This window comes from Myxococcus faecalis, assembly GCF_050039385.1.
Lineage (GTDB): Bacteria > Myxococcota > Myxococcia > Myxococcales > Myxococcaceae > Myxococcus > Myxococcus fulvus.
Window position 1 is genome coordinate 4,082,786 of record NZ_CP144336.1, and the last position, 12,306, is coordinate 4,095,091.

11 protein-coding genes are annotated in these 12,306 nt (G+C 70.1%); 7 read left to right on the plus strand and 4 right to left on the minus strand.

Translation table 11 applies throughout. From position 1 onward, the window contains the following. The first annotated feature begins 23 nt into the window (after positions 1–23). On the plus strand, positions 24–893 hold the full coding sequence (locus VZQ01_RS16180; RefSeq protein ID WP_426748299.1) for a DUF7847 domain-containing protein: 870 nt from the start codon (positions 24–26) through the stop codon (positions 891–893). Positions 894–964: 71 nt separating this feature from the next. On the opposite strand, the gene VZQ01_RS16185 is transcribed toward VZQ01_RS16180, so the two are convergent. Continuing rightward, a complete protein-coding gene (locus tag VZQ01_RS16185) occupies positions 965–1,738 on the minus strand; it encodes an SDR family oxidoreductase (protein WP_223749158.1) in 774 nt (257 codons plus the stop codon). Between the two features lie 429 nt (positions 1,739–2,167). On the opposite strand from VZQ01_RS16185, the gene VZQ01_RS16190 reads away from it, so the two are divergent. Next, positions 2,168–2,467, plus strand: a complete 300-nt coding sequence (locus VZQ01_RS16190; protein ID WP_426748300.1) for a PilZ domain-containing protein — start codon at positions 2,168–2,170, stop codon at positions 2,465–2,467. On the opposite strand, the gene VZQ01_RS16195 is transcribed toward VZQ01_RS16190, so the two are convergent. Continuing rightward, entirely contained in the window at positions 2,454–4,478 is a 2,025-nt protein-coding gene (locus VZQ01_RS16195) for a neutral/alkaline ceramidase (RefSeq protein ID WP_223749156.1), read from the minus strand. The two genes, VZQ01_RS16190 and VZQ01_RS16195, sit on opposite strands and share 14 nt — an antisense overlap. Before the next feature lie 489 nt (positions 4,479–4,967). Between VZQ01_RS16195 and VZQ01_RS16200 the strand changes: the two genes are divergently transcribed. The 5 genes from VZQ01_RS16200 to VZQ01_RS16220 all read left to right on the plus strand — a co-directional run bounded on the left by VZQ01_RS16200 (position 4,968) and on the right by VZQ01_RS16220 (position 11,089). After that, positions 4,968–5,804: a Hint domain-containing protein gene (locus VZQ01_RS16200; protein WP_223749155.1), complete on the plus strand. Its 837-nt coding sequence runs from the start codon at positions 4,968–4,970 to the stop codon at positions 5,802–5,804. 102 nt (positions 5,805–5,906) lie between these two features. Next, the gene (locus VZQ01_RS16205) at positions 5,907–7,646 is read left to right on the plus strand and encodes a M1 family aminopeptidase (RefSeq protein ID WP_426748301.1); all 1,740 of its coding nucleotides are present in this window, start codon (positions 5,907–5,909) and stop codon (positions 7,644–7,646) included. Between the two features lie 20 nt (positions 7,647–7,666). Then, complete coding sequence (locus tag VZQ01_RS16210) at positions 7,667–8,470, plus strand: hypothetical protein (protein ID WP_223782347.1); 804 nt, start codon at positions 7,667–7,669, stop codon at positions 8,468–8,470. 252 nt (positions 8,471–8,722) lie between these two features. Continuing rightward, a complete protein-coding gene (locus VZQ01_RS16215; RefSeq protein ID WP_426748302.1) occupies positions 8,723–10,204 on the plus strand; it encodes a M4 family metallopeptidase in 1,482 nt (493 codons plus the stop codon). A gap of 48 nt (positions 10,205–10,252) precedes the next feature. After that, the gene (locus tag VZQ01_RS16220; RefSeq protein ID WP_426748304.1) at positions 10,253–11,089 is read left to right on the plus strand and encodes a hypothetical protein; all 837 of its coding nucleotides are present in this window, start codon (positions 10,253–10,255) and stop codon (positions 11,087–11,089) included. A 65-nt stretch (positions 11,090–11,154) separates the two neighbouring features. Here VZQ01_RS16220 and VZQ01_RS16225 read toward each other — a convergent pair whose 3' ends face one another. Beyond that, positions 11,155–11,844, minus strand: a complete 690-nt coding sequence (locus tag VZQ01_RS16225; protein WP_426748306.1) for a hypothetical protein — start codon at positions 11,842–11,844, stop codon at positions 11,155–11,157. Next, positions 11,841–12,290, minus strand: coding sequence for a hypothetical protein (locus VZQ01_RS16230; protein ID WP_223749149.1), 450 nt, complete (start codon positions 12,288–12,290; stop codon positions 11,841–11,843). Before VZQ01_RS16230 ends, VZQ01_RS16225 begins: the two co-directional genes overlap by 4 nt. Positions 12,291–12,306: the final 16 nt, after the last annotated feature.

Below are 12,306 nucleotides of genomic sequence, written 5' to 3' on the forward strand. Positions count from 1 at the left end.
TTCCTCTTGCCCCGAGCCGTCCCATGTCGTCCGCCGCCTCCGAAATCGCGCCCACGTGTGCCGTGCATCCCCTGGAGGACTCCGTCTTCGTCTGCGACCGGTGTGGCAGCTTCGGCTGCGCCGGCTGTCGCGCCCACCCGGAGGCCGCCCGCTGCGCGCCGTGCGTACATCGGATTCGGGAGGACCCGACGGCCATGGCCCCCACGCGGCTCCTGCGAGATGCCTGCTCGCTCCTGCTCCAGCACCGGGTGCTCCTGGCGGGGCTCTTCATCCTCCAGTGGCTCTGCCTCATGGGCTCCGGGGCCCTCCTCCACCTCACCCAGAGCACCTTGCCCGGCATCACGTCCCTGGTCGCGGCGGAGCTCGGCCTGAGCATCCTCCTCATGCGCACGGTGACCCGGCGGCTGCGCGAGGAGGCCGGGCTGCCAGCCCCGGACGTCAGCTCCCCATGGGTCGTCCTCGGGCGCATCCCCCTCCTGCTCCTGACGTACGTGTTGACGTTCCTCGTCGTCCTGGGGGGCTCGTTCCTCCTCGTGCTGCCAGGCGTCTACATGGCGCTCTGCACGAGCCTGGCCCCCGCCGCCGTCGCGGTGGACGGCAAAGGTCCACTCGCCGCGCTCCGGTTCTCCTATCAACTCGTCCGAGGCCATCGCAGGAGGCTTCTCAGCGCACTGCTCCCAGTGCTCATCCTCATGCCCCTCTCGGACACCGTGGGCTCCCTCCTCACCGACGCGACGGAGCACCTGCCGGCGCCCTTCTCCTTCGCCGCCAACCTCGTCGCCACCTTGATGGTCATGGCGTCGGTGAGCCTGCACCAGTTCGTCCTGGTGCTCGCCTACCAGCGACTGCTGGAGCGACAGCCCGTGTCGCGGTCATCCCCGGAGAGCGCCTGACGGCATCCCCCGTCGGGCCCGAGTCGCTCGCCTCCATCGAAGGTGAGCGACTCGCATCCCACTCCCGGCGACTACTTCGTGGTGTATCCGCCGTTGACGAGAATCGTCTGGCCCGTCATCCACCAGCCCTCGGTGACGAGGAACCGGATGAACGGAACGATGTCCTCGATGTCGGTGAGGCCCGTCTTGGAGAACCTCGACAGCGCCGCCGCCGTCTTGTGGTAGGTGACCGCGTCCTCTCCCTCCGCCGGGTAGAAGAAGGGCGTGTCCATGGGGCCCGGGCCGACCGCCGTCACGGAGATGCCCCGCTCGCCAAACTCCTTCGAGGCCGCCCGGGTGAAGTGCTCGACGGGGGCCTTCATGCCCGCATAGGTCGCGTAGAAGGGCGTGTATGCCCCCAACAGGGACGTGACGAGCGTGCAGACCTTGCCGTTGTCGTTCAGGTGCCGCCCCGCCTCCTTGAGGAAGAAGAAGGCCGTCTTGGCATTCACCGCGCTCATCTCGTCGAACTCCGCCTCCGTGGTCTCGACGATGGGCTTCTTGAGCACCTTTCCCACGGTATTGATGGCGATGTCCGGCCTGCCCACCGCGGCCCTCGCCTCCGCGAAGAGCTGTTCCATCCCCCGGGCGCTCGTCAGCTCTCCCTGGAGAGCCACCCCCTTGGCCCCCGCGGCCTCGATGGCACGCAGCGTCTGCTCGGCGGCGCTCCTCGCGCTCGCGTCGTGGTAGTGAATCACCACCGCCTTGGCCCCATGTCGCGCCAGGTCGCGAGCCATCAACCCGCCCAGGTTCTTGGCGCCCCCCGCGATGAGGACATTCTTCCCTTCGAGACCATGGATGCTCATGGATGGGCCTTTCTCCAACAAGCGCACTGCCCGTCGGGTGGCAGTGGATGACGGGGCACGTCCCATCACCGCCGCGAGCCTCCGCGCTTCACCCCGCTGCCTCAATGCGCTGGGCGAGCGAGACAGACGTCCCGCAACCGACACGCCCCCGCCCATGCGGGCCAGGCCCCGAGAGCCCCTCTGTGCGCTAGCCGTCATCCCACTCGTGCTGCCCCGGAGGCCTCGTCACACCGGCTCCCGCACCCGGTATACAGCCAGGTGTCGCCCCTTCCGCCCCCGCGGGAGCCCCCGAGCGAGGTGACCATGCACTGCGAGCGCTGCCTGTCGGAACACTCCGATGCACTGCCGTGCCCACCCGCCGCGCGTCGTCACGCCACCTCGCGCACAAGCCCCCATCGCCCCATCACGCGGACTCCCGCCCCCTGTGACGTGCGCATCCAGCATCCCCAGGGCCTCGTGGCCCACCGCGTCGAGGTCTGCAAGGGCGGCCTGTTCCTCGGCTGCGAGGAGCCCTTCCCTCCCCTCTTCACGCGGCTGTCATTGACGCTGCGCCTGGACGGCGAGGACTTCACCTGCGAGGGCGAGGTGGTGCGTCACGTCGACACCGCGCACGCCCGCACCTGGGGCTCCACGGCGGGCATCGGCGTGCAGCTCCAACCCACGCCTCCCCGGCTGCGCGAGCTGCTCTCCCGGCCCCACGCCCCAGAGGACGCCGTCACTTCACCGTGAACACCCGCGAGGCGCCGTAGTACGGGCGCACGCGCGCATCCCAGCCGGACTTCCACTCGCCCTCGTGGAGGATGCGGTACGTGCCCGGCGCGGCGTCGCGCGGGATGTGCCACTCCACCGTGACGTGCGAGCACCCCAGCGTGGGCACACAGCTCTCGCGCTCCCAGCGGTAGCGCGTCTCCCAGTCACCATCATCCGCCACGTCCACCCACGCGCCGATGGAGCCCTTGCGCTGCACGCGCAGATACGTCCCCTCCAGGCGCAAGTCGTTCTTCGGATGCGCGCCCCAGAACGTGACCTTCACCGAGTCCCCGCGCGCGTACGACGCCTTCGCGTCCGTGATGACGTCGCCGAACGACACCCAGAGCAGCTTGTCGTCGTACACCACGCCGGGCTGGAGGCTCGCCTGGATGAAGCGCAGGTCCGTGGGCAGGGGCCCCGGAGCAACCGGATGCCCCTCGCGCATCCCCACCGCGAGCGAATCGAACCCCTGCTGCAGCGCCGCGAGCGTCCACGGCCCGAAGTGCGTCGACGCCCCCTCGTAGGACTGGCGCGCGTACTCCTCGCGCGTGGCGACATAGCCCGCGTAGTCGTTGGCCAGCCCCACGATGACCACCTCCGTGATGCCCCGGGGCGAGAGCCGCTCCAGCACCGTCCGACGCAGCCGCCGCCCCGCCATCGTCGTCACCTCGAACGGCACCGCCACCAGCGCGAGCGGCCCCACCGTCACCAACTGCAGCGGCAACACGTCCGGGCTCCACGGGTGCGGCAGCATGGCGCCCATCTCCAGCACGATGGGCTTCTCGCCCTGACACGGCGTGGTGGTGAGCGCGCAGGTGAACTGGCTCCACAGGTCATGGATGACGGCGCACGACGCGCCCTCCACGCCATAGCCGGGCCCGTCCTCCGCGCCCGCCAGCATCGACAGCCCAATCGCCGCGGGACACGTGCGGCGCGGCCTCCCATCCGCGTACTCGGGCGCCACGTCCACCGCGTCCATCTTCACGAAGGTGTGCCGGAAGTCCACGCCCCCCACGAGCGGCGTCGTGGCCCGGGCCCACAGCCGCGCGGCGAAGTCGTGCTGCTTGCGCGCGGACAGCTCCGTGTCCTCGAAGTCGTCGGCCCCACCGCCATTCGTGCCGCCCAGGATGTTGGGCGTGACGTCCCCCGCGTTCGCCTGCGCGAAGGCCGCGACGAAGGTGTCCCCCTTGTCGTGCGCCTTCTCGAACCAGTACGAGGCCAGTCCCTTGTTGTCCCCGCTGATGAGGTGGTTGTCGTTGCCCATGGACGTCGCGTGCACGGCGAACCAGTTGATGAGCCCCACGTCGCCGCCTTGCGCGCGCGTCAGCCGCAGCAGCGTCATCCGCGTGTCCACGTCGTGGGCGTACCGGGCGCGCTCGGCGGGCGGGTTGAGCCGGTAGGCCTCCGGTGAGCGGTTGCGGCTGGCCCCCACGAGCTCCCCCGCTTCCAGCCGCAGCGTCCCCTCGCCCAGCCGCGAGTGGGCCCGGGCAATCGACGTGACGATGCCCGAGACGATGGCCTCGAAGTTCTGCGGCACGAAGCCGAACGTCGTCAGGTTGTACAAGGTGTGGTGCGAGAAGCCGCCCGGCCCCGAGTGCGTGTGCGTGGCGCCGAGCAGCACGTTGTCATTCGAATACACGGCGCCGAAGCGGGCGCGCAGCCGCTCCACCACCTGCGTCTTCACCGCCTGGAACATCATCCCCAGGTCCGCGCTGACGATGGCCACCCGGCGCCCGTTGCACGGCGAGACGATGACGAAGGCCCGCGAGCGCAGCCGCTGGTGCAGCCCCGCGGTCTGCTGCGAGAGCTGCCCGTAGCCCATCATCCCCACCTCCGCGGCGGGGCCGGTGATGTCCCCCAGGCCCGCGCCCACCAGGAAGCGCGTGTTGCCCTCGCAGTCCCCGGGCCCCGTGCCGGGAGCGGCGCCCCAGGCCACCGTCCCCCAGACCAGGACCCATGCCAGCACCAGCCGGACAGGGTGTACGCGCATGCCTTCCTCCAAGGCGCCCGAGGTCGCCTTCGCCAGGGTGGAGCCTCGTCATAAGGACTCGCGCGTCCGTCCGCCCCCGTCCAGCCACTTCGCGTCGGGGGACGACACTCCGCCCCACCGCCACACGCAATCCGTACTGCCAGTGCAACCCAATGGCAGTCATGGAGCCTCCCACCGGGCCCCACCCGCACCTGACCCGCGCAAGGCATACCTGCGGCAATCCCTGAGACGCCCGCACGTCCGCAGGCCCCGCCCGTATCCGACCAGGAGTCCACATAAGCCCCCGTGGATTCAGGGCTTTCAGCCGCGAACACTCCACCCCGCACCGCGACGCGCGGATGGAATTATCAGCAGACACTGCAAATCAATAACAGCCAACATTCGTCGCCAGGAATCCCATATTCGGCGGGAATCCACTTTACTGCGAGTGAACCCTCGATATATCCCGGGGCAGCGAAACCCAGCAGCCCCAGCCTCCAGGAGCGAGCCATGAAGCGACTGTCGTATCTGGTTGTCCTCGCGTGCGCGGTGCTTTCCACGACGGCGTCGGCGCAGCTGTCCACGCGCTGCTTCACCGACGACCAGCTCACCACGTACACGCTGTCGCAGGGTCGCAACAACTGGTCCTTCCGGTGCGGCTACATCACCCAGGCCAAGCGGGACTTCCTGAACGCGGAGGGCGAGTACCAGGTGTACGCGAGCGGCTGTTACTCCTTCGCCGCCACGGGCCCGACGGCCACGTGCTCCTTCTTCATCCCCGCGGACGAGAACGCGCCGTGCATCGCCGGACTGGTGAAGCTGGGCACGTGCGTGACGGGCTGCTACACGGCCAGGGAGAAGGTGTCCTTCGGTGGTGAGTACTGGCCCATCGCGGATGCGTATGCGTCCGGCGTGCGCACGGTGACGGCGCTCACGAAGGACGCTTCGCTGGTGGCGCCCACCACGGGCGAGCAGGCCATCCGCGCCTTCGTCGCCGGCGAGACGGTGGAGGACGTGTTCGCGCTGCAGACGGTGGACGGCCGCCGCGTCGAGGTGACGTCCGAGCACCCCATGGTGCTCGCCACCGGTGAGATGGTGAAGGCCAAGACGCTCCAGGCGGGCGACGTGCTGCTCGGCGTGCGCGGCGAGAAGGTGGAGCTCCAGGACGTCTCCGTCTTCCGCTACGAGGGGACCACCTGGAACGTGCAGCCGCTCAGCAAGGAGAAGATCGAGAACGTGCTGGACGTGGAGGGGCTGCTGACGGGCTCGGTGCGCTTCCAGAACGAGTGGGCGGACGACCACTACCGGCTGTCGGTGCGTGACGAGGCCAGCGTCGACGGCCTGTAGTCCCGCGCACACCCTGTCTGGACCTGCGCGAGGGCCCCCCAGGGGGGCTCGGGTCGGGGCTCTCGCGCTTCATCGTGCTCGTCACCTCACGACAAGGACGCCATGCGAAGCATCCCAGGATGGTCCGCGCAGCCGCTGGCAGGTGTTCTCACACGGGTGGTCTGGGGGCTGTGGGCGCTCGGAGCGCTCGGCTGTGGCCCCACGGTGGAGCCGGAGGGCGCCCTCGACGCGCTCGACGCGCAGTCACACCCGTTCGTGCCCCTGTGGCCCGAGGGTGACTTCTCCGCGCGGGTGACCCGCTACGAGTACGACTTCGCCACGCAGACGGGCGAGGCGAAGTCCACGCTGTACCTGGACGTCGCGCCGCCAGGCGGTGACTGCTTCGTGGTGAACGCGCCCCAGGGGCTCACGGGACTGCGCTGGAACGACGCCGAGCCGACCCGCTCGGAGTCCACCGAGCAGGGCATCCGCGTCTGCGGCCGCGGCCAGTTCGCGGGCCAGGTGAAGCTGGAGGCGCGCTACACGGTGCCCCTGGAGACGTACGACTTCACCCAGGTGGGCTTCTCGCGCCGCACGGACAGGGCCGGCAACACCTTCTCGTATCTCTTGAGCTGGGTGGAGTCGTGCGACCGCTTCGGCCCGTGCGACGACCGCACGGACCAGCTCACGCAGTACGTCTTCACCGTGAAGCACGCGACGGGCGAGCGGGTGCTGTGCCCGGGACAGCTGACGCGCCCCGACAGCACCACCACGAAGTGCACGCTGACCGGGCTCACCCAGGCCCCCACGTACTCGTCCTTCGCGGTGGCCTCCAATCCCGCGTGGCGCTCGAGCACGTTCACCGAGCAGTCCAGCAAGTTCAAGGTCGTCTTCCACGAGGTGGCCGGCGGCAAGCTCGCCTCGTCGCTGGTGGCCGCGGACGTCAAGGCGTACCTCAACTGGGTCATCGGCGAGCTGGGCCCGCTGCCGTACGGCACCGAGCTGCGCGTGGCGGGCGCGCCCACCGAGTGGCTGGGCGTGGAGCACCCCGCCAACCTCATCCTGCGCGAGGACCTGCCGGACCTCCGGCGCGACTACGCGAACATGACGATGCACACGCTGATGCACGAGGTGGTGCACCAGTGGGCGGGCAACCGCACCACGCTGTCGAGCCCGTTCGACTTCGTGTGGAAGGAGGCCATCGCCGAGTACCTCACGTACCGCTACGAGCGCCTGGGCCGCCCCGCGGGCGAGGCCGAGCAGACGCGCGCGTACTGGGACCGGCTGGCGCGCACCGCCGCGTACTACCCGCAGCCCGAGGACGACCCGGCCCCCGTCTTCCTCTCCTTCGCGTCGGACGTCTACGGCACCGGGCCCATGCTCCTGTTCCTCCAGCTGGAGCCGCTGCTGGGCGAGAACATCGTCCTGCAGGCCATCAAGAACTTCCTGTCCGTCCCCGGGGACCGGAGCGTCGCGGACCTGCGCGCCGCGCTGGAGCAGGCGTCCGGCGAGGACCTGGGGCCGTACTTCGACGCGTGGGTGTACGGCGGCGGAGACCCGGACTGGCCCTTCTTCGAGGTGAGCCATGCGCTGGAGGACGGCGAGCTGACCCTCACCGCCGTCCAGCGCTCCGTGTCCGGCACGCGCTACCCCGTCTCCGTGGACGTCCTCGTCGAGGGCGCCACCGAGCGCAGGCGGGTGACGCTGAACTACGGGCTGTCGCCGCAGTCGGACACGCTGAGCGTGACGGTGCCCTTCCCGGAGCCGGTGGTGCAGGTGACGGTGGACCCCGAGAACCGCGTGGTGAACCGCCGCTTCCTCGGACTCGACGTCGAGCCGGCCCCCCCGCGCTGGCTGTTCTGATTCCTTCAAGGAGTGGAGCCATGAACGGACTTCCCGCCGACAATCCCCGGCCCCCAGCTCCCCGACGCTGGCGATGGATGGGACCGGGCCTCGCGCTCGTCGTGCTCGGGGGCACGGGCCTGTATGCGCTCGTCCATCCGCGCTCGCCCTCCGCGCACGAGCCCGCGCCGACCGAGCCCCGCGCTCCCGCGTCGCATACCGCGCCCCAGGCCACGCGCACGCTGTCGCCGCGCCCCACCGCGCCCACGGCCCGGGCCACGAGCCCGGAGGCGGCTGCGCCCACGGACGACGCGGAGCAGAAGACACGGCGCGAGGCCGCGCGCCAGTCCGCGCGTCAGTACCGGGCCGGGCGCTTCAACGCGTTCTTCCGCAAGGAGGTCTTCGTGGAGGAGCTCGCGCGCGACGGGGCCTCCCGCATCGACGGCCTGCGCAGCGAGCTGGCGGACCCCACCGCCCTGCAGCAGCTCCCCGCCGACGCGCGGTTCATGGAGGACAAGCCGGAGCCCGTGCTCGAGCGCATGGCGATGATCGACCTGCTCTTCGAGCTGGCGCCGGACGAGCCCGCCGCCCGCGACGCGATGACGTCGCTGGCGCTGTCGCCCATCGACAGCGGCCTGTCAGATTCGGTGAAGAAGGGGCTGGTGGGTGAGAAGTACGATTTGCTCTTCCGCCTGGCGCAGGTGGACCGGCAGCTCGCCGTGGACACGTACACACGGCTCGACAATCCCCGGCTCAAGAGCCTCCTGAGGGAGGCGCTCATGGCCGGGCTCGCGGAGTCGGGGGCCAGCCCCGCCGAGGTCCAGCGGATGACCGCGCACCTCTAGTCCGCCATCGGACTGGACCCATCCCCATGGGTCCCGCAGTGCCAGCGCCGTCGGCCTCCGACGACGACACGACACGTCCGTCCCTTTCCGCCCCTGCCGCGCGAGCGCAGGCGTGGGAGGCCCGCACGCGCTGGAGCCATGCAGAGCAGCACCTACCCGCAAGACAAGGAGCGCGTCGTGACTCGGACTTGGAAACTGGGATTGATTGGGGCGTGCTGTGCCATGTGGGGCGCCGCTTGCGGCGAGGCCCCCGTGGACCCGACCCGGGACAACACCCCGGAGACTCGACAGGCCGCGCTGGCGGCGCTGGGCCGCGTGGAGGTCGTCGACGCGGGCCGGGACGGCACCCCGAGCTTCATCCGCGGCTCGCTCGGCACGGTGGACCGCTCGCTCGTCTCGCTGAAGGCGGCGGACGCGCTCGCGCCCGTGCTGCGCACCCTGGCCCCGGTGTTCGGCCTGCGCGCCGAGGAGCTCACGGTGCGCAACAGCCGCACGGACGAGCTGGGCTACACCCACGTGCGCTACGACCAGATCCGCCACGGCGTTCCCGTGAAGGGCGGCGAGCTGGTGGTGCACGTGGACGACCAGGGCCTCGTGTACGCGGCCAACGGCTCGGCGCGGGGCGCGGGGGAGCCGTCGACGCTCGCGCGGCTGCCGCTGCACGCCGTCACCGACGCGGCGCTGGAGGGCCTGGACACGCTGAAGGTCGAGGGCGAGCCGCGCTTCGTCTACTTCCTGGGCGCCGAGGGTCCGCTGTCGGCCGCCTATGAAGTGCTGCGCGTGGGCACCCGCGAGGACGCGCCCGCGAAGGACCGCGTCTACGTGGACGCGTCGTCGGGCCGGGTGCTGGACGTGCACCCGCTCATCCACGGGGGACTCAACCGGCGCGTGCACTCGGCCAACAACCAGTGGACCACGCCCGGCACCCTGCGGCGCCAGGAGGGTGGCGGGGCCACGGGCGACGCCCACATCGACCGGAACTACGACCACATCGGCACCACGTACGCCTGCTACGAGACCATCTTCGGTCGCGACTCGTTCGACGACCGGGGCGCCACCATCACCAGCACCGTCCACTACGGCTCCGCGTACGTGAACGCGTACTGGGACGGCATCCAGATTGTGTTCGGGGATGGCGACAACGTGAACTCGGGCCAGCTCGGGTTGGACCTGGACGTGGTGTCGCACGAAATCACCCACGCGGTGACGCAGTACGAGTCGGGGCTCGTGTACCGCAACGAGTCCGGCGCGCTGAACGAGAGCCTGTCGGACATCGCGGCGGCCATCTGCGAGAGCTGGGCGCGCGGCGGGGCGCTGGACGCGGACGTCTGGAAGATTGGCGAGGACATCTGGACGCCGAACATCTCCGGGGACGCGCTGCGCTACATGGACAACCCCACGCGCGACAACTCGTCGCGTGACTACTACCCCGAGCGCTACACGGGCACCGCCGACAACGGTGGCGTGCACTGGAACTCGGGCATCCCCAACCTGGTCTTCAAGCTGCTCGTCACGGGCGGCACGCACCCGCGCGGCAAGTCGCCCATCAACGTGGGTGGCATCGGCATGAACCGCGCGGCGCAGACCTTCTACTTCGCCGCGACGACCTACTTCACGTCGACGACGACCATGTCCCAGGCCAAGGCCTACACCGTGCAGGCCGCGACGGACCGGTACGACGCCTCGGTCGTGAACTCGGTGCGCGACGCCTGGGGCGCCGCGGGCGTGCCCTGACACACGGCACCGAGCGGAAGTCCCACCCCACCACCTGAAGGAGAACCCATGAAGAACGTCTTCATCGCAGCCGCAGTCTTCTCAATCTGTCTGTCGAGCACGGCCCTGGCGCAGCTGTCCACGCGCTGCTTCCAGGACGACCAGCTCGTCACCATCGACCTCGCCCGGGGCCGCAACGCCTGGGCGCGCAAGTGTGGCCTCATCACCGCCTCGCGCGAGGCGTACCTGAACACGGAGAACGAGTACCAGGTCTTCACCAACGGCTGCTTCGCGTACCCGGCGGTGCCCGCGGGCTCCTCGTGCAGCTTCCACGTGCCCGCGGACGAGGCCTCCGCGTGCATCACCGGCCTGAACAAGCTGGGCACCTGCGTGGCGGGCTGCACCACGCCCACGCAGAAGGTGGCCTTCGACGGCCGCATGCTGCCGATTCCGGAGGCGTACGCGTCCGGCGTCACCACCGTCACGGCGCTGAGCCCCACCTCCGAGCCGGGGCTGCTGCGCTACGGCGAGCAGACCATCCGCAGCTACGTGGCGGGTGACACGCAGGAGGACATCTTCGCCCTGGAGACCCAGGAAGGCCGCCGGCTGGAGGTCACCGCGGAGCACCCGATGGTGCTCGGCGACGGGACGATGGTGAAGGCGCGCACGCTGCAGGCCGGCGACACGCTGATGGGCGCCGACGGCAAGCCGCTGCACCTGACGCGCGTCACCGTCTTCAGCTTCAAGGGCCAGGTGTGGAACGTCCGGCCGGAGAGCCAGGTGAAGTTGGAGAACGTGATGAACGCGGAGGGCTTCCTCACCGGCTCCGTGCGCTTCCAGAACGAGTGGGCGCAGGATGACTACCGGCTGTCCTTGAGGGACGAGGTCGACGTCGGCGGGCTGTAGTCCCCACACCGTCCGTCGTCACGGGGCTCCGGTCAGCACGGCCGGAGCCCCGCCTCCCTGACACGTCAGGGGATGTTGCAGGGGTACTCGGGCAGCAGGCAGGAGCCGGCGAAGCCACAGTCCTGGCTGCACGTGTAGGGCGACTCCCTGGAAGAGCAGAGTCCGTCGCCGCAGAAGCCGCAGTCATCCAGGCACGAGCCCCAGCTCTCCGTGCTGGCGCAGTAGCTGTCGCCGCAGTAGCCGCAGTCGTCCAGGCAGGTGTACACGCTCTCCGTGCCGTTGCACGTGCCGTCACCACACGCCGTGCCGCAGTCCGCGGGGCACGTGGCGGTGGACTCTCCCGCGCCGCAGACACCGTCACCGCAGGGGTTGGGACAGCCGCAGTCGACGGGACAGGTGTACACCGTCTCGCCCTTGCACTGGCCGTCGCCGCAGTAGCAGTCCGACGGGCAGTTGCCCTCGGACTCACCGCCGTTGCAGGCGCCGTCTCCGCACACGCTCGCGGGGCCGCAGTCGTAGGGGCAGCTCCACGGGCTCTCGGAGGCCGCGCAGTAGCCGTCCCCGCAGACCTCGCAATAGAGCAGGTTGCACTGGGGCAACATCGGGTCGATGTCCGAGGTCTCCTGGAGCGGCACCATCGGACAGGGGCAGTAGGGCAGCGCCTGGGACGCCTCGCCCAGCTCCGACTCCACCGGCGCGACGGGGCCACAGGCCGCGAGCCACAGCGCCACCACCGCGAACCTCGCCGCGCTCATGTCGGGCCCGCCGCGTCCCGCGAGGCGTCGCGAGCGGCGGCGAACCGGAGCCACGCGGGCGGCCATGGCGCCTCGAGCGTCTCCAGATAGGCGAGCAGCCCCTCGCGCGGAGCCTGAGGCTCACGGTGGGCCACGCACGAGCCGAGGTTGATGAGCCCGGACACGCACGGCGCGCTCGCCGACACGGGCACGAAGTACTGACAGTTGTTCGTGGAGCAGGGGTACTGGAAACAGCCGTTGGCGAAGACCTGATACTCGTTGTCCGCGTTGAGAATCGCCTCCTTCGCCGCGGAGATGTAGTTGCACTTGCGCGCCCAGGCGTTGCGTCCGGCGACCTGCTGCGGCGTGAGGTTGTCGTCCCCGCCGCATCGGCCGCTGAGCTGCGCCCAGGCGGGACTGGCGAAGCCCGCGGTGACGAGACAGATGACGACCCAGAGCTGCTTCATGCCAACCTCCTCGAGG

Bases quoted from the DNA above. Each gene is read 5' to 3' on its own strand.
- VZQ01_RS16180 (WP_426748299.1), top strand. From the start codon at position 24: ATGTCGTCCGCCGCCTCCGAAATCGCGCCCACGTGTGCCGTGCATCCC.
- VZQ01_RS16185 (WP_223749158.1), bottom strand. From the start codon at position 1,738: ATGAGCATCCATGGTCTCGAAGGGAAGAATGTCCTCATCGCGGGGGGC.
- VZQ01_RS16195 (WP_223749156.1), bottom strand. From the start codon at position 4,478: ATGCGCGTACACCCTGTCCGGCTGGTGCTGGCATGGGTCCTGGTCTGG.
- VZQ01_RS16200 (WP_223749155.1), top strand. From the start codon at position 4,968: ATGAAGCGACTGTCGTATCTGGTTGTCCTCGCGTGCGCGGTGCTTTCC.
- VZQ01_RS16205 (WP_426748301.1), top strand. From the start codon at position 5,907: ATGCGAAGCATCCCAGGATGGTCCGCGCAGCCGCTGGCAGGTGTTCTC.
- VZQ01_RS16210 (WP_223782347.1), top strand. From the start codon at position 7,667: ATGAACGGACTTCCCGCCGACAATCCCCGGCCCCCAGCTCCCCGACGC.
- VZQ01_RS16220 (WP_426748304.1), top strand. From the start codon at position 10,253: ATGAAGAACGTCTTCATCGCAGCCGCAGTCTTCTCAATCTGTCTGTCG.
- VZQ01_RS16225 (WP_426748306.1), bottom strand. From the start codon at position 11,844: ATGAGCGCGGCGAGGTTCGCGGTGGTGGCGCTGTGGCTCGCGGCCTGT.
- VZQ01_RS16230 (WP_223749149.1), bottom strand. From the start codon at position 12,290: ATGAAGCAGCTCTGGGTCGTCATCTGTCTCGTCACCGCGGGCTTCGCC.